28 protein-coding genes and 1 tRNA gene are annotated in these 26,168 nt (G+C 43.8%); 19 read left to right on the forward strand and 10 right to left on the reverse strand.

Features of this window, described 5'->3' with window-relative positions:
* The first annotated feature begins 169 nt into the window (after positions 1–169).
* The gene (locus QUA97_RS18210) at positions 170–1,117 is read left to right on the forward strand and encodes a glycosyltransferase family 2 protein (RefSeq protein WP_194066134.1); all 948 of its coding nucleotides are present in this window, start codon (positions 170–172) and stop codon (positions 1,115–1,117) included.
* Between the two features lie 13 nt (positions 1,118–1,130).
* On the opposite strand, the gene QUA97_RS18215 is transcribed toward QUA97_RS18210, so the two are convergent.
* Positions 1,131–1,418, reverse strand: coding sequence for a putative quinol monooxygenase (locus tag QUA97_RS18215; RefSeq protein WP_228042730.1), 288 nt, complete (start codon positions 1,416–1,418; stop codon positions 1,131–1,133).
* A 97-nt stretch (positions 1,419–1,515) separates the two neighbouring features.
* On the opposite strand from QUA97_RS18215, the gene QUA97_RS18220 reads away from it, so the two are divergent.
* Positions 1,516–2,214 carry a diacylglycerol/polyprenol kinase family protein gene (locus QUA97_RS18220; RefSeq protein ID WP_194066135.1) on the forward strand — a complete coding sequence of 233 codons (699 nt, stop codon included), beginning with the start codon at positions 1,516–1,518 and terminating at the stop codon, positions 2,212–2,214.
* A 148-nt stretch (positions 2,215–2,362) separates the two neighbouring features.
* Here the strand turns inward: QUA97_RS18220 and QUA97_RS18225 are convergent, their stop codons facing one another.
* Positions 2,363–2,512 (reverse strand): isochorismate synthase, encoded by a 150-nt coding sequence (locus QUA97_RS18225; protein ID WP_194066136.1) that lies wholly within the window; start codon positions 2,510–2,512, stop codon positions 2,363–2,365.
* Between the two features lie 502 nt (positions 2,513–3,014).
* Between QUA97_RS18225 and QUA97_RS18230 the strand changes: the two genes are divergently transcribed.
* The 7 genes from QUA97_RS18230 to crn3 all read left to right on the forward strand — a co-directional run bounded on the left by QUA97_RS18230 (position 3,015) and on the right by crn3 (position 9,737).
* The gene (locus QUA97_RS18230; RefSeq protein ID WP_194066137.1) at positions 3,015–4,418 is read left to right on the forward strand and encodes a nicotinate phosphoribosyltransferase; all 1,404 of its coding nucleotides are present in this window, start codon (positions 3,015–3,017) and stop codon (positions 4,416–4,418) included.
* Positions 4,419–4,585: 167 nt separating this feature from the next.
* Positions 4,586–5,185 carry a nicotinate-nucleotide adenylyltransferase gene (locus tag QUA97_RS18235; protein ID WP_333195467.1) on the forward strand — a complete coding sequence of 200 codons (600 nt, stop codon included), beginning with the start codon at positions 4,586–4,588 and terminating at the stop codon, positions 5,183–5,185.
* Complete coding sequence (locus QUA97_RS18240) at positions 5,146–5,895, forward strand: NUDIX hydrolase (RefSeq protein ID WP_194013067.1); 750 nt, start codon at positions 5,146–5,148, stop codon at positions 5,893–5,895. Before QUA97_RS18235 ends, QUA97_RS18240 begins: the two co-directional genes overlap by 40 nt.
* Positions 5,896–6,299: 404 nt before the next feature.
* A complete protein-coding gene (locus QUA97_RS18245) occupies positions 6,300–6,593 on the forward strand; it encodes an isochorismate lyase (protein WP_194066139.1) in 294 nt (97 codons plus the stop codon).
* Between the two features lie 88 nt (positions 6,594–6,681).
* The gene (locus QUA97_RS18250; protein WP_194066140.1) at positions 6,682–8,415 is read left to right on the forward strand and encodes an NAD+ synthase; all 1,734 of its coding nucleotides are present in this window, start codon (positions 6,682–6,684) and stop codon (positions 8,413–8,415) included.
* 19 nt (positions 8,416–8,434) lie between these two features.
* A complete protein-coding gene (locus tag QUA97_RS18255; protein WP_194066141.1) occupies positions 8,435–9,364 on the forward strand; it encodes a DUF192 domain-containing protein in 930 nt (309 codons plus the stop codon).
* Between the two features lie 43 nt (positions 9,365–9,407).
* Complete coding sequence (gene crn3 / locus QUA97_RS18260; RefSeq protein WP_194012148.1) at positions 9,408–9,737, forward strand: CRISPR-associated ring nuclease Crn3/Csx3; 330 nt, start codon at positions 9,408–9,410, stop codon at positions 9,735–9,737.
* Between the two features lie 289 nt (positions 9,738–10,026).
* Here the strand turns inward: crn3 and QUA97_RS18265 are convergent, their stop codons facing one another.
* Positions 10,027–12,426: an ATP-binding protein gene (locus QUA97_RS18265; protein WP_194066211.1), complete on the reverse strand. Its 2,400-nt coding sequence runs from the start codon at positions 12,424–12,426 to the stop codon at positions 10,027–10,029.
* A gap of 341 nt (positions 12,427–12,767) precedes the next feature.
* On the opposite strand from QUA97_RS18265, the gene QUA97_RS18270 reads away from it, so the two are divergent.
* Positions 12,768–13,031: a hypothetical protein gene (locus tag QUA97_RS18270; protein ID WP_194066142.1), complete on the forward strand. Its 264-nt coding sequence runs from the start codon at positions 12,768–12,770 to the stop codon at positions 13,029–13,031.
* A gap of 604 nt (positions 13,032–13,635) precedes the next feature.
* Here QUA97_RS18270 and QUA97_RS18275 read toward each other — a convergent pair.
* The gene (locus tag QUA97_RS18275) at positions 13,636–14,250 is read right to left on the reverse strand and encodes a DUF6658 family protein (protein WP_333195469.1); all 615 of its coding nucleotides are present in this window, start codon (positions 14,248–14,250) and stop codon (positions 13,636–13,638) included.
* 485 nt (positions 14,251–14,735) lie between these two features.
* Between QUA97_RS18275 and QUA97_RS18280 the strand changes: the two genes are divergently transcribed.
* A complete protein-coding gene (locus QUA97_RS18280) occupies positions 14,736–14,921 on the forward strand; it encodes a hypothetical protein (RefSeq protein WP_194066144.1) in 186 nt (61 codons plus the stop codon).
* 27 nt (positions 14,922–14,948) lie between these two features.
* On the opposite strand, the gene trpA is transcribed toward QUA97_RS18280, so the two are convergent.
* The 3 genes from trpA to ndhL form a co-directional block, all read right to left on the reverse strand.
* Positions 14,949–15,740: a tryptophan synthase subunit alpha gene (trpA, locus tag QUA97_RS18285; protein WP_194066145.1), complete on the reverse strand. Its 792-nt coding sequence runs from the start codon at positions 15,738–15,740 to the stop codon at positions 14,949–14,951.
* 267 nt (positions 15,741–16,007) lie between these two features.
* Positions 16,008–16,313: a DUF3007 family protein gene (locus QUA97_RS18290; RefSeq protein ID WP_194012153.1), complete on the reverse strand. Its 306-nt coding sequence runs from the start codon at positions 16,311–16,313 to the stop codon at positions 16,008–16,010.
* Positions 16,314–16,529: an NAD(P)H-quinone oxidoreductase subunit L gene (gene ndhL / locus QUA97_RS18295; RefSeq protein ID WP_193972727.1), complete on the reverse strand. Its 216-nt coding sequence runs from the start codon at positions 16,527–16,529 to the stop codon at positions 16,314–16,316.
* Positions 16,530–16,727: 198 nt separating this feature from the next.
* Between ndhL and QUA97_RS18300 the strand changes: the two genes are divergently transcribed.
* Positions 16,728–16,812, forward strand: a tRNA-Leu gene (locus QUA97_RS18300).
* 215 nt (positions 16,813–17,027) lie between these two features.
* Here the strand turns inward: QUA97_RS18300 and QUA97_RS18305 are convergent.
* The gene (locus QUA97_RS18305) at positions 17,028–17,303 is read right to left on the reverse strand and encodes a hypothetical protein (RefSeq protein WP_333195473.1); all 276 of its coding nucleotides are present in this window, start codon (positions 17,301–17,303) and stop codon (positions 17,028–17,030) included.
* Positions 17,304–17,338: 35 nt separating this feature from the next.
* On the opposite strand from QUA97_RS18305, the gene QUA97_RS18310 reads away from it, so the two are divergent.
* From QUA97_RS18310 to ureC, 7 genes are all read left to right on the forward strand, one after another.
* A complete protein-coding gene (locus QUA97_RS18310; protein WP_333195475.1) occupies positions 17,339–18,262 on the forward strand; it encodes an SPL family radical SAM protein in 924 nt (307 codons plus the stop codon).
* The gene (locus QUA97_RS18315; protein WP_333195477.1) at positions 18,255–19,568 is read left to right on the forward strand and encodes a photosystem II assembly protein; all 1,314 of its coding nucleotides are present in this window, start codon (positions 18,255–18,257) and stop codon (positions 19,566–19,568) included. Before QUA97_RS18310 ends, QUA97_RS18315 begins: the two co-directional genes overlap by 8 nt.
* A gap of 63 nt (positions 19,569–19,631) precedes the next feature.
* Entirely contained in the window at positions 19,632–20,507 is an 876-nt protein-coding gene (locus QUA97_RS18320) for an urease accessory protein UreD (RefSeq protein WP_333195479.1), read from the forward strand.
* A gap of 112 nt (positions 20,508–20,619) precedes the next feature.
* A complete protein-coding gene (ureA, locus tag QUA97_RS18325; protein WP_015179363.1) occupies positions 20,620–20,922 on the forward strand; it encodes an urease subunit gamma in 303 nt (100 codons plus the stop codon).
* 33 nt (positions 20,923–20,955) lie between these two features.
* Entirely contained in the window at positions 20,956–21,267 is a 312-nt protein-coding gene (locus QUA97_RS18330; protein WP_194066148.1) for an urease subunit beta, read from the forward strand.
* Between the two features lie 50 nt (positions 21,268–21,317).
* Complete coding sequence (locus QUA97_RS18335; protein ID WP_333195481.1) at positions 21,318–22,328, forward strand: DUF91 domain-containing protein; 1,011 nt, start codon at positions 21,318–21,320, stop codon at positions 22,326–22,328.
* Positions 22,325–24,061, forward strand: coding sequence for an urease subunit alpha (gene ureC / locus QUA97_RS18340; protein ID WP_194066150.1), 1,737 nt, complete (start codon positions 22,325–22,327; stop codon positions 24,059–24,061). Before QUA97_RS18335 ends, ureC begins: the two co-directional genes overlap by 4 nt.
* A gap of 93 nt (positions 24,062–24,154) precedes the next feature.
* On the opposite strand, the gene QUA97_RS18345 is transcribed toward ureC, so the two are convergent.
* Positions 24,155–24,790, reverse strand: a complete 636-nt coding sequence (locus QUA97_RS18345; protein ID WP_333195482.1) for a hypothetical protein — start codon at positions 24,788–24,790, stop codon at positions 24,155–24,157.
* Between the two features lie 165 nt (positions 24,791–24,955).
* Positions 24,956–25,951, reverse strand: coding sequence for a pentapeptide repeat-containing protein (locus QUA97_RS18350; protein WP_194066152.1), 996 nt, complete (start codon positions 25,949–25,951; stop codon positions 24,956–24,958).
* Positions 25,952–26,168 lie beyond the last annotated feature (217 nt).

The raw sequence follows: 26,168 nt of genomic DNA on the forward strand, positions 1-26,168 counted from the left end.
TTGGGCGGAGCGAAGCGGAGGGATTGGGCGGAGCGAAGCGGAGGGATTGGGCGGAGCGAAGCGGAGGGATTGGGCATCAGGAAGAAAGAAGACTTTAATTTGGGGCAGTCTAAAGTTTAAAATTTCAGATCTAAAATCTAAAATCTAAAATCTAAAATGGTTTTTGTTTGTGCCGAAAATTAGCGTTTGCATTCCTACTTGCAATCGAGTGCATTTGCTGGCTAGTGCGATCGCCAGCGTGTTAGATCAAACTTATACAGATTTTGAATTAATTGTCTGCGATGACGGCTCGACTGACAGCACTCCGCTGTTAATGTCAGAATTTGTAGGGCCAGGAATTCGCTACATTCGTCACCCGCAGAATATCGGTAAAAGTAATAATATGCGATCGGGCTTTGCGGCGGCAAGGGGCGAATATTTTATCAAATTTGACGATGACGATCGCCTGAGAGCGCAATTTCTAGAGCGGACATCTGCTATTTTAGATAAAGACCCCAGCATTGATTTTGTCAGTACCGATCACTGGGCGATCGACATTCACAACAATATTGACGAAGCCGAGACTAAACTGAATTCGCAGCGGTGGGGCCGCACCGATTTGTCGGCTGGAATTATTGAAGATTTGCTCTCGACAGTTTTTCTGAGACAGAGTTTGCAAATAGGGGCGACTTTGTTTCGCCGCCCCGCGCTGCAAGAAGTAGGATTTCTGCGGCCGAATTTGCAAAATTGCGAAGATAACGATTTGTTTGTGAGACTTGCAATTGCGAACAAAAAATGCTATTACTTGCCAGAGTTATTGATGGAGTATCGATTTCATGCAGAACAACAAGGAGTCGATCGGGCAATTCCGTATTTAAGCGATAAATTGCGCTATTTGACCGGCTACGAATTTGAGTCAGAGCAGCTCGAAACAGTCAGGCTCAAAAGGCTCGCGGGAACTCAATTAGCGCTTGGTTTGCGGCTGATTGAGGTGGGTGAAACTGCAAAAGGGCGACAAATGGTGCGAGCTGGAAAGTCAGTTTCTGAGGCGAAAATGTGGGCGGGTTTGGGATTATCGCTGCTACCCGTGGAGTGGCGGGGGAGGGCGTTTGAGTTTGTGCGGGAGTTGATAAAATAACCATCAATCAGAGTTATAAAACTCCTGACTCTAATAGCTCTAAATATACAAACTCAGGAGCTTTAACTCCCGCTTCTTCTCTAATTTTCACCAGTCTCGGAGACTCAAAAAATGCCCTGGCATCTGCTATTGATGTCCAGCCACTGAAATGAACAATTTTGTTTGGTTCATTTTCATACTTTAAAACTTGATACGATCGCTCGCCAGCTTCTTTTCGCAGGTTCTCAGCATTGTGAAATACTTTTTGCCAAGCTTGATAATTTTCTACTTCATGAATAATTAATACATACTCCACAGTCATAAAATCTATTTTCCTATTGATTTTGTTATGCTGTAAATTATAATAGACGACTGTAAAGTAGTAAACCGTGTCCGATCGAAGTTATTCCTAAATTATCGTGTCTATATTTTCTGAAATTCCCACTGTGTGGTTGCAAATTTCCCTCGTGGGAGCCTGGTTGGGTGTGATTTTATTGGTAGCTGAGGGGTTAAACCGCTTTACTGCTGTCGGTGCAGAGGTATCGCGGAAGGTGGTTCACATCGGTACTGGGAACGTGATTTTGCTGGCTTGGTGGCTGCAAATACCGGGCTGGGTGGGAATTTCGGCGGGGGTTTTAGCAGGTGCGATCGCCCTAATTTCCTACCAACTGCCGATTTTGCCCAGTCTTAACAGTATCAACCGCAAGAGTTTCGGGACTTTTTTCTATGCTGTGAGTATTAGCGTTCTCGTCGCTTGGTTTTGGCCGCTGCAACATCAGGAATACGCTGCTTTGGGCATTTTAGTCATGACTTGGGGCGACGGATTGGCTGCTGTCATCGGCCAGAAATACGGCAAACATATTTATCGAGTTTGGGGAATCCAGAAAAGTTGGGAAGGTTCTGCAACTATGTATTTAGTGAGTTTTGCTGTTAGCAGTTTGATTTTGCTAACTGCAGGCGGCAATATTTGGCAAACTTTGGTTGTGTCCGCTATTGTGGCTTTGGTTGCTGCTACTTTGGAGTCGGTTTCTAAGTTGGGAATTGACAATTTGACTGTGCCGATCGGCAGTGCGGCGATCGCCTTTTTCCTGAATCAGTTTTGGGTAATTGGTAATTGATAGGTTGGGTAGAACGAAGTGAAACCCAACCTACAATTAGTATTAACAGTCAACAGTCAACAGTTAACAATTAACTGTTGACTGTTGACTGTTGACTGTTAAACAGAATGCCTTTCCCTGCATCGCTAGAAACTCCCCGATCGGCTGCTCATTTTTCCCATTTAGAACCTTTGGGTGGCGTACCTTCAAAAGGCTGAACGCCAGTGTTGGGATAATCGTCATCGCTGCGTCTAAATATCCGCGAGGCTGCTTCCGAAACGTAACGCATTGCGTTTACAACAGATTTATAAAGATTCATAAAATCCGCCTCTCTTGTGTGGCTTGGGATACTTTTAGATTACTCTTATTTTTTGCATTTGGATCGCTTTAGCAATATTTGTTCTAATTACTTATTAGTCTGCAACTATCGAAGCAAGCTGAAGATGATGAAACTAGCTATTTTGGATTAAATGAGGAACGGCTAAACAAACATAATTTCCATACCCCCACAGCACTTTTAGCAGCCTGGGATCTAACACTCACCCAGAACGCGGGCGGGGCCTTCAACCCGGTTTCTGCGTCAATATCTCTCGATTAGATGCAGGATTTTTCTCAGAAGCCGGGTTTTTTGGGTTAGTCCTAACTGAGTTATTTTTATTAATTCTACCATAATACTCCGCGCCCCCTACACATAAACAAGCATTTTAGCGTCCAAAAACCGAAATGTTTATACTGCGCCATGCCAGGTTTATCAAAAATTTACAAAAATATATGGTGTTAGTCACTATAATTAAATAAAGAAGCTTGTCCGGGGTTTGACCATGAAAACTGCCACTGAGAGCCTGTACCTCAAAAATTTTGAGGAAATCCAAGAAGACCAAGAATTGACTGTTTCCTCAGCAGATTACAGCCTGTTGACCGATCTCTACCAGCTAACGATGACGGCTTGTTACGTCGGGGAAGCGATCGACGATCGCCCTGCGAGTTTTGAATTATTCGCCCGCCGGCTACCAGAGAATTTTGGCTACGCGATCGCGATGGGTTTGGCTCAAGTTATCGACTATCTGGAGAAATTTCGGTTTTCCCAGTCGCAAATTCAAGCTTTGCACTCCACCGGAATTTTTGCTGGCGCACCGGAGCGATTTTGGACTCTACTTGCCACAGCCCGCTTTACTGGGGATGTTTGGGCGGTTGCGGAGGGGACGGCGGTGTTTGCTAACGAGCCTCTGCTGCGAATTGAGGCTCCTCTGTGGCAAGCTCAGTTGGTAGAAACTTATTTGTTGAATGCGATCAATTATCAAACTTTAATCGCGACGCGGGCTGCGCGGCTGCGGGATGTGGCGGGCCCGGATGCTAAGTTGCTGGAATTCGGGACGCGCAGGGCTTTTGGGCCGCAAGCTGCTGTGTGGGCGGCGAGGGCGGCTCTGGCTGCTGGGTTCGACGGCACTTCTAATGTTTTGGCTGCTTTGAAGTTGGGCCGCAAACCTGTCGGTACTATGGCTCACGCTTTGGTGATGGCTGTGGCGACTCTCGAAGGCAGCGAGAATCAGGCGTTTGCAGCTTTTCACCGCTGTTTTCCCGGTGCACCGCTATTAATCGATACTTACGATACTGTGGCGGCGGCGCGGATGTTGGCCGATCGAGTCAACAGCGGTGAAATGCAGTTGGAAGGCGTGCGGCTGGATTCGGGTGATTTGGTGGCGCTTTCTCGGGAAGTGCGATCGATCCTTCCGGGCGTTCCAATTTTTGCTAGCGGCGATTTGGACGATCGAGAAATTGCTAAATTAAAAAGTGCGGGCGCTTGCATTGACGGTTACGGTTTGGGAACCAAGTTGGTGAGCGGTTCGCCTGTGAACGGTGTTTATAAGTTAGTGGAAATTGACGGAATTCCGGTGATGAAAGAGGCAAGCGGCAAGGTAACATATCCAGGAAGAAAGCAAATTTTTAGACATATTGAAAATGGGCAAATTCTCGGAGATTGTTTGGGATTGTCCGGCGAAACTATTAACAATTGCGATTATTATGTACCATTAATGGAGTTGGTTGTCAAGGATGGGAAACGAGTGCAGAACCAGGAAAGTTTGGAGGAGATCGCCAAACGAACTGCTGCTTCTGTCGCCAGTCTTCGAGCCGAAACTCGGCAAATTGACAACCCGATTTCGCCGACGGTGGAAATTTCTACAGATTTGCAGAGTCTCACTCAAAAAACGAAAAAGATTCAGTAGTCAGTAGTCAGTAGTCATTAGTCATTAGTCATTAGTCATTAGTCATTAGTCAGTAGTCAACATTTAACAGTCAACATTTAACAGTCAACAGTCAACAGTCAACAGTCAACACTCAACACTCAACAATTCCCCATTCCCAATTACCAATTACCAATTACCGATTCCCTATGCAGAAGATTGCTCTTTTTGGAACCAGTGCCGATCCGCCTACAGCGGGACACAAAACTATCCTAAATTGGCTTTCCCAGCATTTTGATTGGGTAGCAGTTTGGGCGTCGGACAATCCTTTTAAGTCGCACTCCACATCCCTAGAACACCGATCGGCAATGCTGCTGTTAATCATTCAAGAAATTAATTCGCCCAGACACAATCTTTGTCTGCATCCAGATCTCAGCAGTTCGAGAACGCTAGAAACTGTGGAACAAGCAAAATTGCAGTGGCCGGATGCAGAGTTGACTCTGGTAATAGGTTCGGATTTGGTGGGACAACTGCCTCGCTGGTACAAATTTGAAGAATTGTTAACACAAGTGGAGTTGCTGATCGTACCGCGGCCTGGTTATCCGTCAGAACAGTTAGATTTGTGGCAGTTGAGGCGCAGCGGTGCAGAAGTGGCGATCGCATCTTTGAATGCTCCCAATGTTTCTTCTACCTCCTATCGCGAAACAGGAGACACCGAAGCCCTAACTCCGACCATTGAAGATTACATCAATCGGGAGCATTTGTACGCATGGCACGAGGCACAAAAAAGAGAGAAAGTTGCTCATTAGCTGACTTTAAAGTAGGAGTAGATAATGTGATTTTCTCCGTCGATACCGTGCAGAACCGCTTGTTGGTGCTGTTGGTAATGCGGCAAGACGAACCCTTTATCGACTGTTGGAGTCTTCCCGGTACTTTGGTGCGACACGGAGAGTCTCTCGAACAAGCAGCTTACCGAATTTTGTCTGAAAAAATCCGGGTCAAAAATTTGTATTTAGAGCAACTGTATACTTTTGGAGAAGCGGGGCGCGATCCTCGAGAATTTACCAGGGGCGATCGCTATCTTTCGGTGAGTTATTTTGCTTTGGTTCGGTTTGAAGAAGCTGAATTAATTGCTGGAAGTGTAGTTGCCGGTGTCAGCCACCGCGTCGGCGGAATTGCTTGGTATCCCGTCCAACAAGTTCCTAAGCTAGCTTTCGATCACAATCAAATTCTCGAATACGGATACCGGCGACTGCGTAACAAACTTGAATACAGTCCCGTAGCTTTTGAAGTTTTGCCGGAGCTTTTTACCTTGAGCGATTTGTATCAACTCTATACTACTATTTTAGGAGAAAATTTTTCGGATTATTCTAATTTTAGAGCTAGATTGTTGAAATTGGGTTTTTTGTGCGACACCAAAGTTAAAGTTTCGCGGGGGGCAGGCCGCCCTGCTAGTTTGTACCGCTTTGATGCGGCAGCTTTTGCTCCTTTCAAAAATAAGCCACTGGTGTTTATCTAAATGTTTCTTGGATGACAAAGCCCAAAAACGACAGCCCCCGACTTATAGCCTTTTTCAAAAAGGTGAGAAGTATTTCTATGGTGTGTCCCTATCCAAAATTATGCCGTTCGTAGTGCGGGCGACCGTCCGCACTACGAACCTTTACGAACCTTGCTGATTGCGGTCAATCGAACGGACAGGATATTACTTATCGGGAAGAATAAACGAGCCTAAAAATTGTTTTGTTCCACGATTTTTGAAAAATGACATGAAGTAGTGGAAAGCCCAATTTTCACTTCTTGTTCAATGTCCCAGATTCATCTATGGAATCAATCTAAAATTCTTTAATCTAAAATCTAAAATAGACTGACATTCGGGGATCGATTTAGTAAGATAAGAATAGAAGCTATTAAGGAGTGACGGTGATGAAAGACCCTGATGAATGCGCCAATATTCACGAAGTGCGGGAGGAAATCGATATCATCGATAGAGAAGTGATCGACGCTTTGAGCAAGAGATTTAAATACGTCATCGCAGCAGCAAGGTTCAAAACGAGTGAAGCTAACGTTAGAGCCGCCGATCGCTTTCATGATATGTTACAGCAGCGACGCGAGTGGGCTAAAGAATCGGGTTTGAACCCTGATGTGGTAGAAAATATTTACCGCGATTTGGTAAATTATTATATTGAAGAAGAGTTGAAACATTACAAGTCTGAGTAATGCTTCCCTAAATTCACATCTAGAACTATTAGGAAATTGAGTCCGCGCGTGCGGACTGTTAGCAATATTTATGAGGTGAATTGGTAATATGAAAATTGCGATCGCACAACTCAACCCTACTATTGGTGATATCTTGGGCAACTCCAATCTAATTCTGGAGTGTGCGAAAAAAGCCAGGGTGGAAGGTGCAAATTTATTGCTAACACCGGAACTTTCCCTGATTGGTTATCCGCCGCGCGATTTATTGATCGAACCGAGTTTTATTGCAGCCGCGGCCGCACAGTTGCAGCAACTGGCGCGGAATTTGCCGCCGGATTTGACGGTTGTAGTCGGTACTGTCGTACCTAATGCTCATGCTGTTCAATTAGGCGGAAAAGCATTGTTTAACAGCGCTGTTTTGTTGCAAGATGGTGCTATTAAACAAGTTTTTCATAAACGCTTGTTGCCTACTTATGATGTATTTGATGAAGATAGATATTTTGAACCGGGAGAAAGTAGCAATTACTTTACTGTTGGCGAGTTGAAAATTGGCGTGACAATTTGTGAAGATTTGTGGAACGATCGGGAGTTTTGGGGTCAACGCAGTTACGCGGGCGATCCGATTGCTGATTTGGCAAAAATGGAGGTGGATTTGGTGGTGAATTTGTCGGCATCGCCATATTCTGTCGGGAAGCGGAAAGTGCGATCGGCGATGTTGCAGCATAGTGTCATTCGCTGGGGAATACCGATTGTTTACGCTAATCAGGTAGGGGGAAATGATGATATTATTTTTGATGGCAGCAGTTTGGCGGTGAATCGAAAGGGTGATTTGATTCAGGTGTTGAATTCTTTTGAAACGGATTTTGCCGTGCTGGAATATGACGAAAAAAAACAAGATTTAATTAGCGGCGAAAAGGGGCAAAATTCCGGTTTTGCAACTGATTTAAGTTTCGATCCGCCCTTGGGAGATGCAGAAATTTGGGCTGCTTTGGTTTTGGGAGTGCGAGATTATGTTCGCAAGTGCGGTTTTTCTAAGGTTGTACTCGGTTTGAGCGGCGGGATAGATTCGGCTTTGGTGGCGGCGATCGCCAGTTGCGCGATCGGGCCGGAAAATGTGCTGGGGGTGTTGATGCCTTCTCCTTACAGTTCGGATCATTCGGTTAATGATGCTTTGGAATTAGCCCGAAATCTGGGTATGGCGATCGAACTGTTGCCGATCGGCGATTTGATGAAATCCTACGATCGCACTCTCGCCGATTTGTTTGTCAATACAACTTTCGGGATTGCTGAGGAAAATATTCAATCCCGGATTCGAGGCAATCTGTTGATGGCAATTTCTAATAAGTTCGGACATTTGCTGCTTTCCACTGGTAATAAATCAGAAATGTCGGTTGGTTACTGCACTCTCTACGGCGATATGAATGGCGGATTGGCGGTGATTTCTGACGTACTCAAAAGTCAAGTTTATTCGCTTTGTCGGTGGCTGAATGCTGGCGGATATGCAGGGAAAGTGCCTCCGTCTCCTTCCCCTAGCAAGGAGATAATTCCGGTTAATATTATTAGTAAAGCTCCTAGTGCTGAACTGAAACCGGGACAAGTTGACCAAGATTCTTTGCCGGATTATGATATTTTGGATGATATCTTGCAGCGATCGATCGAATATCACCAATCTGTCCCAGAAATTGTGGCGGCGGGACACGATGCAGCGGTGGTTAAATTTGTAGTAAAATTAGTCAGGCAATCGGAGTTTAAACGGCGACAAGCAGCCCCTGGTTTGAAAATTAGCGATCGAGCTTTTGGTACCGGTTGGCGAATGCCGATCGCCAAAGCTTCCTTTTATTAAAGCCATCATTAAAAACTAAATGGTTAACATCGGCGGTACTTTCGGCTTCGATTTTCTCCTAGGAACCCCCAGCAGCGATACGATTAGAGGATTTGCAGGTAATGATACGATTCAAGGTTTGGCGGGAAATGACCTGATTTTTGGCGATCGCGACAATGACTTACTCGCGGGAAATGAAGGTGCTGATACCCTGTTTGGAGGCCTCTCAAACGATACAATCTATGGAGGACAAGATTCGGATTGGATTAATGGCGATCGGGGTAGCGATTTGCTAATCGGCGGCGAAGGTAAGGATATCTTGACAGGAGGCGCGGGCGATGATTTATTTGTGATTGACACAACTTCCGCCGCACCTACTATTAATGAAGCTGATGTAATTACAGATTTTGGCAGCGGCAATGATAAAATTGTCTTGACCGATCACATAAAGTTTAGCGATTTGAACATTTTTGTTTCTGACAACCAAACTGTCATGCAAAATAAAAATTCTGGCAACTATTTAGGAGTTGTTTTGGGAAAACCTAACCTGACAGAAACCAACTTTATATCGCTGTTTGGCGGGATGGATATGGGTCAACTTTTGCCAATTTCTGTGAATACTATTGTGGGCGATCGCCCCCTGGGACTAGAAGTGGCGAAAACTCCCGAAGAACAAGCAATTGGCTTAATGTTTCGCACAGAATTGCCCGAAGACAGGGGAATGCTTTTCCCGATCGCCCCCGCGCGAAACGTGCGTTTCTGGATGAAAAACGTGTCAGTCGAACTCGATATGGTTTTTCTGCGCGAAGGCGTAGTGCAAGCGATAATTCCCAACGTACCGCCGTGTTTGAGCGACACCTGCCCCAACTACGGCCCGGATGTCCCCGTGGACGGAGTTATTGAACTCAAAGGCGGAAGGGCGGCTCAATTGGGATTGAAAGTGGGCGATCTGATTCCCAATTTACCCTAAAAAGCATATTATTTTACAACAGCATTCAACATTTGTGTATCCAATGAATCCTATTGAATTAAAAATCATCCCCAATCAAACTCAAGACGGTTTAGCTTACCAACATTTGCGCTTGCGAATTGCCACTCAAGATGGTATTATCACACCCGATGATTTACAAGGTTTGAAAATTCCCGAAGGCGTTCAATTCAGCCAAGGAATTGTCATTGAAGGTAGAGGAGCTATTTGGCTGTACGGGTATTTAGTGCACGAATGCCATCCTGCAGCTTGGGTTGGATGTTACGATCCGCGATTGGAAGGTGCGGTGGTGGTAGCAACTCACAAGCACGAAGTATCAGTCGGACAGGTATTGAAATTGAGTTTGCCAAATTAATAAATTAGATAATGTTGGGTAAATTACCTGTAGTATTTATAGGGGCGGGTTTTACCAACAATCTTTCAATCACATCCACAATATTTATCAACCCGCCCCCTCTCCCCCACCTCATGTTAATTATTTGTAATAACTCACATCTTGCACCATTCTCCATAAGCTCTTAAAAACCGGGTTTCTGAACGAGAGATATAGGTTGTGATGCTAAATTTGCGGTCAGAAACCCGGTTTTTGCCACAGGTGCAACATCTCAGTAATAGCCTACTTACTAAACTGCTGTAATTAAAATTTATCCTTTCACCGGCAAAACGATCGCAAATTCAGTCCCAATTCCGTGTTCCGCGCTCACCTCAATGCTGCCACCATGTTTTTCTACCGCAATCTGATGGGCAATGGTCAACCCTAATCCAGTGCCTTTTCCGACACATTTCGTCGTAAACAAATGGTCGAATATATACTTTTTGATTTCCTCTTGCATCCCGGTGCCGTTATCAGCAATTTTAATTTGAATCTGCCCTTCCCCCAGTACCTCAGTGCAAATAGTGATGCGGTTGGGATTAATGGCAATTTCGTTAAAACTGCGTCCTAAGTTTGACTCTTCTAAGGCATCAATCGCATTGGCCAGCAGGTTCATAAAAACTTGATTTAATTGACCTGGAAAACATTGAATTTTAGGGAGATTGCCGTATTTAGTTATTACTTCGATCTGCGGGCGGCATTCGTTGGCTTTGAGGCGGTGTTTCAAAATTAAAATAGCGCTATTAATGCCATCATGAATATTAAAAGGAACTTTGTAGTCTTTGTCTCCTCGGGAAAAGGTGCGGAGGCTGGTACTGATGCTAGAAATGCGATCGCACCCGACTTGCATTGAATCAATCATCTTCGGTAAATCTTCCAAAAGATAATCGAGGTCTACCTCTTCGGCATGATTAGCCTTCTCCGATTTTGGTGCATCGGAGCGATACAATTCTAAATGTTCTATAACATCTGCCAAGCTTCTTTTAGCTTCGCTTAAATTGCCAGAAATAAATCCAATTGGATTGTTGATTTCGTGGGCGACTCCGGCGACTAAATTGCCCAAAGCCGACATTTTCTCGCTTTGTACTATTTGCAGTTGCGCTTGCTGCAAATCTTTTAAAGTTTGTTCTAGTTGTTGATTTTGCTTTTGCAAAAGTTCATCTGCTTGCTTGCGATCCGTGGCATCAACACCCAAACCAATAATCCCAACCGTCTCGCCTTGGGAATTTTTTAACTGCACTTTCGTGACTTCTATATAGTGTTGTTTGCCGTCAACTAATGTGAGAGTTTCGCTGGAGTAATGCGGCGAATCTTGGGCAAGACACGCGGCATCTGAAACCAAACAGTTTGCTGCATTTTCCCCCAGTATATCTTTGTAATGCTCGGCAGCTAAAAAAGCGCTTAGAGGCGCGCCCACATCCTTGCAAAAGGTATTGTTGAAAAAATGTACTTTACCCTTTGGATTCACCATCCAAATCCAAATTGGAGCGACATCAAGTATCGCTTGCAACATTTGTTTCTGCTCGGCAAGCTGATTTTCTGTGCGGCTAAATTTTGTTAGCAATCGCTCTAATTGTTGACCGTAATCTTGAGATTTTTTATGAAGTATAGCGTTTGATAAACTGATTGCTGCTTGGGAACACAGGAGATTGAGAAATTGCAAGCGATCGCGCGTAAAAACTCCTGCAGTTAACCGATTTTCTAGATACAAGATGCCGACTAAGTTGTCTCGATCGAGAATCGGCCAACATAACAGGCTCTGCGGTTGGTATTTCTGGATGTAGGAGTCGGAATCGCGATCGCAATTTTCAGCAATGTTCCGCACAATCACAGGTTTCAACAAGTTTTTAACGCAGTCAACAATTTTCAGGGGCAGGATATCGCTGTTTTTATCGAGTGCTGCTGATGGTAAGCCGATCGCCCTTTCGACGCCCAAACTGTCGATCGCCCTTGCTGCAGCCACTTCCCATTTACTGCCGTTTGGTAACAGCAGCGCTACTTTGTCAGCTTCTATATTTGCGATCGCCAGTTGCATCAGTTTGGCAATCAGTCGATCGAGTTCAATTTCACTAGAAAGCGCTTGACAAGCTTTTAGCAGAGTTGAAAAAACTCCGAAATCCGACAGTTGACGCGACACAGATGAATGAATAAATGGATGCACCGAGTGATGTTGATTAGGAGGTATGACGGCAGTTGCTAATGGATTTGCAGCGACTGTTGCTGGCGGCAAAATCGGCGATAACAATTGAGGATAGCGTTTTTTTAAGTCTTCAATTTTGACTGCATCTCCGCAGCGAGCATAGCAATCGCAGGCATCTATCATGTAGACTAGGGCAATTTTTTCTCTACCGTGGGAGAGGTAAAATTTAGCAGCGAGTTCGCAGGCGAGAGCTTCTTCATTAACATATTCGTTAGCTTTAGCTCCAGTAATAGCTCGATCGTACAATTCCATTGCTTCTGCTTTCTGCCCCAAAAGGCCCCGCAATTCTGCCTCAACCAGATCGAACTTGTGCTGGTAATCGATCGGGGTAAGATGCGCGGATTCTTTGAGTTTTTTCTGACTCGTCTCAACGCGCTTCAGGATTTGTTGGCGCTCCGTCGGTGCGGCATCTGTATAGGTTGCCAAATGTGCCAGCGCATCGTAAAAGTCGTGCATCATTGTTACTAGCATCACAACAAAATTTTCCAAATAAAGTTTGTCTGCATCCCCCTATCGATCTGCTTCGGATTGCGGCGACAATATATCGCGCATCTTTCGCATTTTTTAAACCGATTTTATACCGCTCTATCTGGCTGACAACAGTCAAAATTGATTCAAATATTGGGAGGTTTCATATATTAGTAAATAACTCTGATATTTTCTGGTTCGTCGAGAATTTCTGTTCGCTTAAGGACTATTTTGATCGATGCAATTAACAACTGCGATGCAACTCAGTTTTGCATTTATAGTCCGAACACCTCAAGAATTCGCGTATTTTACAGCTTGCCAGAGCCCGAGGACACTGTAAAAAAATGCTTCTTGCAAAACACAGATGCTCCCGTTTGCTGCTAGTCGGTTGCGAGTGTTTTTCGGGTGCCGCCGAGACAGCAGCCGATCGACAATCGGCGTATAATTGCGCGATCGGGCAATCTCCGGGCATTACTGTCAAATTTACTACCTCTACTGTTGCAGCCATTTTGGCCTATCCCAGTCCAGAGTCTAACTTGACAATAGTTAATGTATCTATCTTAGGGTATAAACAGCATAATTTTCTAGTGGCCGATCGCAAATTATAGTTATCTACCAAACAACATTTTATACTTAGGCGATCGAATTTAGAGTCTTTTACTTACGTGTAAATTGCTGCGTTTCATCTCAAATGCAGTTAAATTAATGCCAAATCCAAGTAGTAACACGGGAAAATAATGTCTTAAAGAATACTTTATATAAGTAGAAAGGCGTAAATATTTGTAGTTGGGATGAGGCAGGAGTCAGGAGACAGAATGCAGGAGGGATTGGGGTTTTAGCCTCATTTATCTTTCTTAACACAGTTGTGTTTTTCCCCACCGACTTACTTAATTAAGTAATTTAATATAGCTCGATCGTGAAATCAGTAAAATGGCTCCTGCAAAAAGATACAGCGCATCCCAGGTTTATATGAAGTACACCTCATAAATCTGGAACACGCTGTATATTGCTGGTTCTGTGCGAGCAACGAAGCAATCTCCAAAAGATTAATATTGCTTCGTTTCTCAACGTTATTTGAAATTAGTCGATCGCATCTGCCGCTCTTTCTGCTGCTCGTTGAGTTCTGTCAATATCTCGATTCACTTTCGAGCGAAAATTGTCCGAGGCATCTTCAGCGTTCTATTTTGCATTTCGCGCTGCATCTGTGACATTTTATTTGCCGCCGCTGGTATTATATCTCAGAGACTCAGTACCCTCTGCTGCTCTTTCTTTCGCTCCGTCGGTAGCTTCTTTAACAATCTCTTTTGCTCCCTTCAAGCCGTCGCGAGTGTTTTCTTTAAGGTTAGCAAAGCCTTCCTTGGTTTTGTCGCCAAAGTTATCAGCTTTGCGCTGAACCGTGCGAGAATTCTCATTCACCTTGTCGCCAATTTCGTCAAGTTTGTCGGACGCATCTTCTTTTACCCGCCGCACATTTTCGCCCACATCGCTGCTAGATTTGGTGTCGATGCGGCGCTGGGCTTCATCTTTGAGAAGCTGAGCTTTTGCTTCTGCTGCTGTAACAGTTGTGTTTCTGGGATCGTCATCGCTGTATTGATTCTGGCCGCCTTTATATACCGAAGTTACAGCCTCAGAAGGCACTTCTTCTCTAATTTGGTCGGAGGTTTTTGCCGCCATCACATCAGTTTTTGTTGCGCTCCCATCAGTTTTTGTTGCGCTCACATCAGGGCTACTGCAGGCCGTACTCACTAATACTAAAATGCCAGCCAGAAACACTGTTAAAATTTGTACAGCTCGATTTTTTTTCAGAAAAGCAGTTAGTCTGTTCATAAAAATGATCCTTTCTATTTCTATTGTGATATGCTCTAATTCCTGGTAGTTTTGTAGATGGCTAGCATTACAAACTAGAGGAACTTAAACACTTTTTACAATATATAAATAATAACAGGAGCTTTTCATCTACCTCAAGTTAGATTCCTCAAGTTGTAGTCATTAGTCATTAGTCATTAGTCATTAGTCATTAGTCATTAGTCATCAGTCATCAGTCATTAGTCATCAGTCATTAGTCATTAGTCATCAGTCATCAGTCATGTTTTGCTGTCGCCTCCGAGCTTTCCGTACAACGTCATCAGTTCGATTGAAGATGGAAGAAGAAAGATGGAAGACTTGACAGGAAACAGGAAACAGTTGACAGCTTGCCCGAAAAGTCCGTTGTTGGGTTGATATTTGACTGATGCAAGATGGAACAAAAAACGGACAATCCTCCATCTCATACCAATTATTAAAAATCGTAGTTGTGTGCGCCGGATACGGCAATGCCTTTTCCCTGCTTGGCTGAGCGTTTGGCGGGAAGTGCGCGCTGGGTTGAAAGGTTTTGTGTTGTGGGAGTAAAAAAAACCTTCTGGTCAAGAACCAGAAGGAAGGAGGTGTATGATCTCAAGTACAACAAGGTCTTTAATCCCAATTGTGGCGACACGGGGCGATCGCCCGCATCTGTCTAATGGCTGAAAGTATCTGCACAGTTGCTATCATTGAATCGCTGTTTTTAAGCTCTTGCAGAATTCGCCTACCGCTGCTAAACCCTCTTCTGGAGTGCCTTGGGCCAAGCGTTTAACAAAAGCACTGCCAACAATCACAGCATCTGCACCCCATTCTTTGACTTGTTGAGCGTGTTCCGGTGTCGAGATACCAAAACCGACACCGATGGGTTTGTCGGTGATGCTACGAATTTCTTGCAGCAACTCTTTTGCTCGCGTTTCTAAGCCTTCGCGCACTCCCGTAACCCCGGTTACGCTGACTAAGTAAATAAATCCTTGAGACTGGCGGGCGATCGCTTCTATGCGATTTTTGGGACTTGTCGGAGCAACTAATAATGTTAGTTCAATCCCTAATTTGTTGGCTGGTTGGATGAGATTGTCGGCTTCTTCTAAGGGCAAATCGGGTACAACCAATCCCTGAACTCCAGCACTTTTGATTTGCTGCAAGAAGGTTTCTATACCTCGGTACAAAATCGGGTTGTAGTAGGTAAACAGAATAATGGGCGATCGCAAATTCGGACTAACTTTGGCTACCATTTCCAGCACCGGATCTAACCGCGTTCCCCGCTGCAGGGCCCTAGTAGCAGCAGCTTGAATCACCGGCCCGTCAGCTAGCGGGTCAGAATAGGGAACGCCAAGCTCGATCGCATCAGCACCGTTATCATCCAAAACTTGCAGTGCTTTAGCCGTTGTCTCCAAATCTGGGTCGCCAGCAGTAATAAAAGGAATTAATGCACATTTGTTGCTCTTTCGCAACGTTTCAAAACAATTAGAAATAGTCATTAGTTATTAGTCATTGGTCATTGGTCATTAGTCATTAGTCATCAGTCAATAGTCAATAGTCCTTGGTCAATAGTCATTAGTTATCAGTGCCGTCATCGCTTTCGAACCTTGTCATTAGTGCGAGATTAAGAACTCGCTTTCCATCCTCAATCATTAGTCATCAGTCGTCAGTTGCCCGAAGCGAGCGACATCCTCGCACGCCTAAAAAACACTAATAACTAATAACTGAGGACTAATGACTAATGACCAAGGACTAATGACTATTGACTAATTATCTTTTTCCTGCTCAATTTCGGCTTGAAGTTTGGCTAACTCTTCAGGAGTGAGTGCATCTAGCTGCTTCTGCAAGACAGCATCTTTGTACTCTTTCAGTTGCTCGCTGTAGGTCATACTTTGAGTCAGGGCTCGAAATAAATAAGTCACCAGCCAGCCAATCAAGCCAGCAACCAAAAATAACTGACTCCAAATCCCTGCATTCATGCTGTCGAGTCCGGCGAATTGCAGTAGCAAGTAGACTATGCCACCTGCTACAAAAAAGCCGAGACTGATTCCAATTACGTCAATACGTCGCATTTAGGCTTCAATCTGCCGCCGTTTGGGGCGAAAGTTCAAAAAGGGAGCTAGGAGAAACATACCGGGGAAGAAGAAGAACATCAAGAAGTACATGAAGCCGCGCTCAAAAGACGTGGCCACGTACCAGCGGCTGTTCAGGTAAGCGTAGGTGGCGGCCGGTACTACCAGGAGGTAGGCTCCTGCTAACACGGCGTAAAGCAGCAAGGTAATATACATAGATTTGCTTTAGGGGAATAATAACAACGGTAAGGGGGCACAGACGCTCCGCTAGCTGGTTAACTATTGTACCGCTTGGGGAGATGCAGCGCGAGTTTTGAGAATTTTTAGATTAGGGGTTGCGTAAATTGGGGTTTTGGTTGTAGAATAAAAGGCTGTTGCTGTCAGTGAATCAAATCCACAGCAATTTGACTAAAGGGGGGTGTGGCGGAATGGTAGACGCTACGGACTTAAAATCCGTTGACCCGAAACGGTCGTGTGGGTTCAAGTCCCTCCACCCCCATCAAATTTAGGTTGAAAGTGCGATACACGCCGATTCTCGACTTCTGAAAAAAATCGTGAATTTGTGTGTATCGTGTTTTAGGCAGCCACAAGCAAAGCAATCACAAATTCCGTACCCAGTCCGATTTGGGGATGGATCTCAATTTTGTCTTGATGCTGGGCAAGAATTGCAGAGGAAATGGATAAAAAATTTTACCTGGCAATTAGTATTTTCGCTTAATTCGGGGCTGTGGGCCCAACTATGGGCTGACCTTGTTTTTCGGTTTCTGCCAGTTCTAGGTTCAATTCCAGCAGTTTTGCTAAAATATCGTCGCTGTCAGTAAATCCGTAAGCTGCATTACATTCGCGATCGAGCGCTTCATGAAGTTTATAAAGCTGACTTGTTGGTTCTTCAAAAAAATTATTGTAAAGTTGAGTAATTCCCCACTGTTTTGCTGACATTTGTTGAGTGCGGTAAAATGAAGCGCCATAGCCTTTCTCATTCCTAAACATTTTCCGTTTTAATACTGTAACAACAGGTTTTAATCATGGTAAAGTCTCAGTATGAGGGATATTCCGCCGACGAGCAACACACAGTCGCACGCGGAGAGAACTTTGGAACTGCCAAAGTGTATGCACAAAATGCACAGTCATTGCTCAACAAAGCGACTGGATTTATCAGCGCTTACGATTTCACGCTGAATCCTTATCGCGGCTGTCAGTACGGATGCAGTTATTGTTATGCTGCTGCTTTTAGCCCTAATTCACAGATGCGCCAGGATTGGGGGAATTGGGTAATTATAAAGCAAAATGCAGCGGAAATTTTAAAGAAAGATTTGCATATTTGGTACAAGAAAAACCCCGAACGACCACCTAGCATTTACATGAGTAGTGTCACAGATCCGTATCAGCCCATTGAATCTAAAAAACTATTAACTAGGTACTTGTTACCAGTGATGCTTCCCTATCAGCCGACGCTGGTTATCCAAACTCGAAGTCCTATGATAATTAGAGATATCGATATTTTACAGCAATTTCAGCGGTTGCGAATTAACATGAGCATTCCCACTGGTAGCGAAAAAGTGAGGAAAGATTTTGAACCAAAATCGCCGAGTATTCCTGCAAGACTCAAAGCTATGGCAAAACTAAGAGAGAGCTTTCCTTACCGAGAAAATTGCGAAGTCAGATTTTCTATAACTGTGACGCCACTACTCCCTACCTTACCGGAAGATGAAGCTAATTTTATTAGCAAGCTGGCAGTTGTAGATCGGGTGGTGATTCAGGATTTTCATGCCAGCAACGGGCGATCGCTAATTGCGTCAACTCGCGAGGAAGCATTAGCTCTTAAACAAAAGTACGCTTGGTGGTACAATAGCGAACAAGAGAGTTATCGCAAGTTTAAAAATAAATTAACTGTGATGCTCCCGGATGTTGAAATTATGGAAGGTAAAGAGGGATTTGGCTATGAGTAATCCGCTAGTAAATTGGTGGCGTTCCCATCAGTTTAACGAAGCCGTTAAGAGTCAAAATAATCGACTTGCCAAACAACTGTTAAAACAAATAGAAAATTCCGGGGTACAACTCTCATGGCAGCAGAAGCTATTTAAAGAGCGTCTACAGCTTGAGAAGTTATTGCAGAAAAAAAATGACCGCATCAAAGAAGGCGATCGGCATTTAGCAGAATTAGAAATACAACTAAGCTTCGGGCAACTTGACGATTCTCTGGCGCAGATTGATGAATCTACCTTGTTTCCCGACACAAAGTTGATTGAATATATTTCAAAAGCTTTCAAATTGATAGAATGCGATGCAAGTATGATTCAATGCACTGGCATTTATGAGAAAGTTTTTAACAATTTTGAACAACATTTGGCGGGATTTATCAAGAATGAGCTTAATAAGTATAACCGCGAAAAAAGCAATGTTGATTATTTACTTAAACAAGCTATTGACGACATACAAAAACTGAAAGAAGGACAAGATCCTCAATACAGTTTTGAACTAAGTCCTCACATCTATTTAATGAGATATTTCCTAGATAACGTCTACTGTACATATCTAGCTTGGTTCCTGGTTTACAAAGCAGGGTTGTTGCCAACTAAACTTAATATCCTCGATATTGCGGCGGGGCCGGGTACTGTTGCTTGCGGACTTGGTTTGTTGCTACAAAGCACTAGCGACTTTTTTTCAATGCCACCAATGCACATATCCTACTACTCTTTGGAACAGCAAAAAGCTTTTCAATATCGCGGACTCCAGTTTTGGCGGCAGTACATGGAACCCCAGGCGATGAATGCTTACTTTCGTTTTGACACTTCTAGTATCTTTGATGGGGAAAATCAATCTAAAAGACTGCCGAAAAAATTCTTTGATTTTATAGTGATTTCTCACTGTTTTTTTAACGATGAGGAGAGAAGAGAAAAATCCCTTCATATTTACAAGGATATATTTACAAGCAGCCTGAATGAGTCGGGTTACGTTTTGCTAATTATTCAAGAAAAAAAGTTGCTGATACCATACAATGTTCGTCGAGTTGATAATTGCCAACAGGAGTTAAGTGTAGTACAACAATTTGTTGATGAGCTGGGCTTAAACTTAGTTTGGTATAAATATTTAAATTCAATCGGTAGCAGGACATCCCATCCAAATTTTGGAAAATTTGCTAGAGAAAATTTACCTGTCCAGAAATTTATCAGTCCACTTTTCCGCCAGCACCTTAAATTACCTTACGATCCGCATTATGGGCTTGATGATTATGTGATACTAGCAAAAAAATGATAAAGATACATCTAATAAATCTTAAAAAAAAGTGTAGATTTTAACATTTAATTATAAAAAATTGTGATTCAAAACTCGACTGAACAACCTACAAATAACATTCAAACTGGATGGCACGGCCGCCTCAATTTAGTCTACGCCAACCGCAGCGGCGCAACTCAAATCATCCACAATCAAATGCAAGCGCCCCTCAAGGTACAGCGCCCGTTTTATCCTGAAGGGAAAGAGGTTTGTCACAGCGTCATTTTGCACACGGCTGGGGGAGTTGTCGGGGGCGATCGCCTTTCCAGCAATTTTCATCTCCAACCCAACACCAAAGCCTTGATTACCAGCGCCGCTGCTAGTAAAATCTATCGTAGCAGCGGACTAAAATCACAACAAAATATCGATATTAAACTAGAATCTGGTGCTAATTTAGAATGGCTACCGCAGGAAACAATCGTTTTTGACGGCGCAATTTATCAGCAAAATCTGCGGGTAGAATTAGCACCGACAGCGAGGATTTTGCTGTGGGAAATTACCCGGTTCGGACGCAGTGCTAAAGGCGAAAAGTTCTTGTCGGGAGAATGGATCTCGCACACCGAAATCTGGCAACAAAACAGCCCTCTATGGATTGACAGACAATTGCTCAAAGGTGGATCGCAAATGCTCGAAAGTCCTCACGGTTTAGCAGGAAAACCCGTAGTTGCTACCCTCGCTTGGATCGGCGAACCTGTTACAGCAGAACTCGTGGAAAAATTGCGAGCTTTGCCATCTGAGGCAACAATTTATCCGGGTAATTCAACCGTCGGCGTGACTCGTATTCCTAACGGTTTGCTGTGCAGATATCGCGGTTCATCCACCACCGCAGCGAGAGACTGGTTTGTCAGCATTTGGCACTTGTTGCGCTTATCTTTTTCAGAACGCCCTTGCTGTTTGCCCAGAGTTTGGATAAAATAGGGTTTTCTGAATTCAAAAATTGTATCATTGACAGCTACTTCGATATCAAATTTGATGTATAATTGATAGCCGAACTTAAGCAAATAATGCGATCGCCCTTACCAGGATAAAAATGCAACTCACCCCCCAAGAAAAAGACAAACTGCTGATTTTCACCGCCGCCCTCGTAGCAGAGCGCCGGAAACAAAGAGGCTTAAAATTAAACTATCCAGAAGCACTAGCCTACATTTCCGCCGCGATTTTAGAAGGAGCTAGAGACGGCCTCACCGTCGCAGATTTAATGAGCTACGGGACAACTCTCCTGACGCGGGAAGATGTCATGGAAGGGATACCGGAAATGGTGCACGAAGTACAGGTTGAGGCGACTTTTCCCGACGGCACTAAGTTGGTGACAGTCCACGATCCGATTCGTTAAATATTCTACCGCAACAACTCGCAGGAGATAGATATGATTCCGGGAGAAATGATTGTTTTAGCAGGCGAAATTGAATTAAATGCAGGGCGTGAAACAGTGCGCTTGCTTGTAGGAAATACGGGAGATAGACCGATTCAAATCGGTTCCCACTATCACTTTTATGAAGCGAACGAAGCCTTGGCATTTAATCGAGAACAAGCAAAAGGAATGCGGCTGGATATCCCGGCGGGAACGGCAGTCCGATTTGAACCCGGAGATGAAAGGGAAGTGCAATTAGTACCGTTTGTCGGCAGTCGTGAAGTCTACGGCTTTAACGGGAAAGTGAACGGTAAGTTAGATGGGTGAGACTTGTTTGCCGAGTTCAAAAAGAATAATTAGTAGGATTATAATTCGATATGTCAGATCAAATTAGATTGTGGGAAATATCAAAGGATCAATTGAATGAAATTACCGTATCTAAGTTAGACTTAGAATCGCGTTTGGAAATCTGGTTAGATAATGATATTTCAATCCTAGCAGACGATCTCTTGGTCATTGGTCGGCAAGTGATTACTGATTATGGTGGAAAGCTTGACCTTTTATGTATAGATAGGAACGGAGATTTAGTCATTGTTGAGTTAAAGAAGGACAAAACATCAAGAGAAGTAACAGCACAAGCCTTGGATGATGCCTCATGGGTTAAGGATTTGTCAAAGGAGAGAGTTACAGAAATTGCCAATGCTTATTTACTAACTAAAAATGGCAGTAACTTAGAAGATGCTTTTTGTGATAAATTTAGCTCAGAATTCCCTGATATCTTGAATTATCAGCACAACATTATAATTGTAGCTGCACAGATAGATAGTAATTCTGAAAGGATTATTAAATACTTGTCAGAAACTTATGGTGTGAGAATCAATGTCGCAACATTCCAGTATTTCCGTGACTCAAGCGGTAGAGAGTTACTAGCAAGAAAATTGTTGATTGAGGCTGAAATAAAACCTGTAAATACATCCAAAAAAAATCTCAACTTGACCCTAGAACAATTATCTGAAATGGCAGATAGCAATGAAGTTGGAAAATTGTATAGACTACTTTATGACGAAGTTGTACCACATATATTTTGGATAAATACAACAACAAAAGGTCTGGCATTGAGAGAAAGATGTCGAAATGGCAAACTTATCTTAAATCTTTTGTTAACTGAAAGTACGCCTAGGAATGGTCTAAAAGTTAAAGTATACATAGATAGAATTTCAAACTATTTAAACATTGATGCAGAAGAATTTGCTAATTTGTTACCTAACTATCAAGAAATAGAACAAGATGATTCCTTTGGTTTAATTGCTGAAGGATTCTTTAAAACAGAAGAACAGGTTAACCAGTTTGTGGCAAAATTAAATCAAGTAAGGAGTGGATTAATATGAGTTACAGAATGGATCGTCGCGCCTACGCGGAAACTTTTGGGCCGACAACGGGCGATCGCGTCCGGTTAGCCGATACAGAATTATTCATAGAAGTTGAACAAGACTTCACAACCTACGGGGATGAAGTTAAATTTGGTGGCGGTAAAGTTATTCGCGATGGTATGGGACAGTCGCCTATTTCTAATGCGGACGGTGCTGTTGACACGGTAATTACTAATGCTTTAATATTGGATTGGTGGGGAATTGTTAAAGCAGATATCGGTATTAAAGACGGGAAAATTTACAAAATTGGTAAAGCCGGAAATCCTTACATTCAAGATAGAGTAGATATTATTATCGGGCCGGGTACAGAAGTTATTGCTGGTGAAGGAATGATTCTCACGGCTGGGGGAATTGACTCTCACATTCACTTTATTTGCCCGCAACAAATAGAAGTGGCGATCGCCTCTGGAATCACTACAATGATCGGCGGCGGCACTGGCCCCGCAACGGGTACAAACGCCACCACTTGCACTCCCGGCCCTTGGCATATGTACAGAATGCTGCAAGCAGCCGACGCTTTCCCGGTGAATTTGGGATTTTTAGGTAAAGGAAATAGCAGCCAACCTCAAGGATTGGTCGAACAAATATTCGCCGGTGCAATGGGTTTGAAACTCCACGAAGATTGGGGAACTACGCCATCGACGATCGACAATTGTTTGAGTGTGGCTGACGAGTACGACGTGCAAGTTGCAATTCACACCGATACTCTCAATGAAGCGGGATTTGTGGAAGCGACAATTGCGGCTTTTAAAAATCGGGCAATCCACACTTACCACACCGAAGGTGCTGGCGGCGGACACGCACCGGATATTATTAAAGTCTGCGGCCAAGCTAATGTTTTGCCTTCGTCTACTAACCCGACTCGCCCTTATACTGTCAATACTTTGGAAGAACATTTAGATATGTTGATGGTTTGTCACCATTTGGATCGGGGGATTCCTGAAGATGTGGCTTTTGCTGAGTCGAGAATTAGAAGGGAAACTATTGCTGCTGAAGATATTTTGCACGATTTGGGCGCGTTTAGTATGATTTCTTCTGACTCGCAGGCGATGGGAAGGGTTGGGGAAGTGATTATTCGGACTTGGCAAACGGCTCATAAAATGAAGGTTCAAAGGGGGAATTTACCCCCCCTAACCCCCCCTTATCAAGGGGGGGAAATAGAGGGAGAAAATGACAATTTTCGGGCGAAGCGGTACATTGCAAAATATACAATTAATCCGGCGATTACTCACGGAATTAGTCAGTATGTGGGTTCGGTGGAAGAGGGGAAATTGGCGGATTTGTGTTTGTGGCGGCCGGCGTTTTTTGGGGTTAAACCGGAACTGGTAATTAAGGGAGGGGCGATCGCCTACGGGCAGATGGGAGATGCTAACGCTAGCATTCCGACGCCGCAGCCGGTGCATATGCGGCCGATGTTTGGCAGCTTTGGGGGGGCGATTGGGGCGACTTGTTTGACGTTTGTTTCTCAGGCGGCGCGCGATCGAGATATTGCCGCACAGCTCGGTTTGCAAAAGCCCACTGTAGCAGTTTCGGGCACGCGGCAAATTAGTAAAAGAGATATGAAACTCAACGATTATTTGCCACAGATGGAAGTCGATCCAGAAACCTATGAAGTGAGGGCGGATGGGGAATTATTGACTTGCGAACCGGCAACTGTTTTGCCAATGGCGCAGAGATATTTTCTGTTTTGATTGGGATACCAAATCCGGCTTTGTTATTCCTTATTCGCGGACTAAAATATCGAGTAGGAACAGGCCGGAAAGCCTGTTCCACAAACAATAAATTTAATTGTGGAGTGTCCCGCCGGCCCCGAAAGCCCCATTGAGCGATCGCACTATCAAACCCTGACACACAAACCAAAAATAAAGTGCAATATTAATCCCGCTCAACAACTTCGGAATTCCCTCCAACAAGCTCGAAAAAATCTCGTTTTTCAAAGGCAGCGCTTCTGCACAAAAGGCAACAAATAACAACCCAACGCCGCTCAACAGTAAAGGATAGGGAGTTAATTTAATTTGCCTCCTAAAAACCAATCCGTATGCAATTGCCAGCACCGCATAAAATATGACAATTGTCACTTTAGGAAAACCCGCACGCCCCAGATGAACGTGGGTGCGAAAAACTTCATTGAACAGAAAGCAACCTGCAAACAGTGCCGAATATAAAATAAATCTATTTTCTGGGCGATTTGGTTGAATAATTCTCAGCAATCCAAAGGTAAAAACGCATACCATTACTGATAAATAAAATAACATTTGAAACGCCAAGAAAAAGAAACCAGCACCCGGATACGTGGTAGAGCAAGGCGGCAAAAATAACCCTTTTACCGAAGAACCGAATAAACTCAAGCACACAGTTACTAGCCCAACTAACAGTAAGGTTAGGCTGTTGAACAAAAAAACTGTTTTATAATTTCCCATGACTCATGAGTAAAAACTACTGTCGCGCTCAGCTACTTTGGATTTAAATTGCACCTTGCAGGATGCGTCAGCTAGCTGTTTGACAGCATCGAGAAACTAATAGCTGAGCCACCCTAAAAATTACCAATTCCCCATCCCTCCGCTTCGCGCTCGCCCAATTCCCAATCACCCGTGCAATTCTCCACTTGGCATAATTGTACCGCGCCACTGAGCTCCCGCTAAATTAGCAGTGCTCAAATCGGCTCTCATCAAATTTGTGCGGTGCAAAATTGCCTCCCGCAAATCTGTTCTAGCCAGGTAAGCATCAGTCATATCGGTTTCAGTCAAATTTGCTTGATTCAAATTAGCTCGACTTAAATCAGCCCTCACCAAATTAGCTCGACTCAAATCAGCCATAACTAAATTAGCATTGCTCAATTTAACATCAGGAAGAAATGCACCTCGCAAATTAGCACCAGCCAATTCAGCATCAATTAATATAGCTCTTTCTAACTTAGCATTTGTCATAACAGCCCAAGAAAAATTTGTTTCTACCAAAGTTGCTTCAGTCAAAAATGTGCCATTTAAAATAGCTTCGCTCAAATTCGCCTGAGTCAAATTTGCTTCCCGTAGAGATGCTTCAGTCAAATTCGCTTGACTGAGATTAGCTTTAGTCAAATCTGCACCTAGCAAATTGACGCCCCGCAAATCTGCACCTTGCAAATTTGCACTCCGCAAATTTGCACCCTCAAAAATTCGCGGCTCCTTACGCAAATTTGCACCGCGCAAGCAAGCGCCTCGCAAGTCTGTAGCTTGCAAATTGACTCCTCGCATATCTGCATCGCTCAAATTTGCATCGATAAAAATTGCTAAAGAGATGTTGGCTTTGCGACAGTCTGCACCTTGCAAAGTCGCTCCGTGGAAGTCTGCATCGGACAGATTTGCTCCGCTCAAGTTGGCCTGATTTAAGTTAGCACCGCACAACTTGGCATTAGTTAAATTTGCGCTCTGAAGGTTAATTCTGCTCAGGTATGACATCGTTAAGTTTGCACCCCAGAGGTCAGCACTGCTTAAATTTACACCAATTAAATCCGCGCCGCTGAGGTATACGCCTCTGAGGTTCATACCTTGAAAATCTAGTTCTCCTGATGTATATCGCCTTAAAATTTCGCTGGCATTCATATTTGTTTTGAATCTGGGTAAAATATGCTATTACTTAAATTTTTGAATTTCAGTCTTTGTCTTGCAAACTTAGTTTTTGTAGCCGCAAACTTCTGTCGGGAGCATCTCAGTTTGGCCTTTTATAGTGCGAGGGTCCCCGATCGCGAACACAATACGCGATCGGGGACGCTCGCAGGCTAAATAAAAAAAAGCTTTTTGCTAAACACCAGATGCTGCC

Source organism: Microcoleus sp. CZ3-B2 (genome assembly GCF_036705055.1).
Taxonomy (GTDB): Bacteria; Cyanobacteriota; Cyanobacteriia; order Cyanobacteriales; family Microcoleaceae; genus Microcoleus.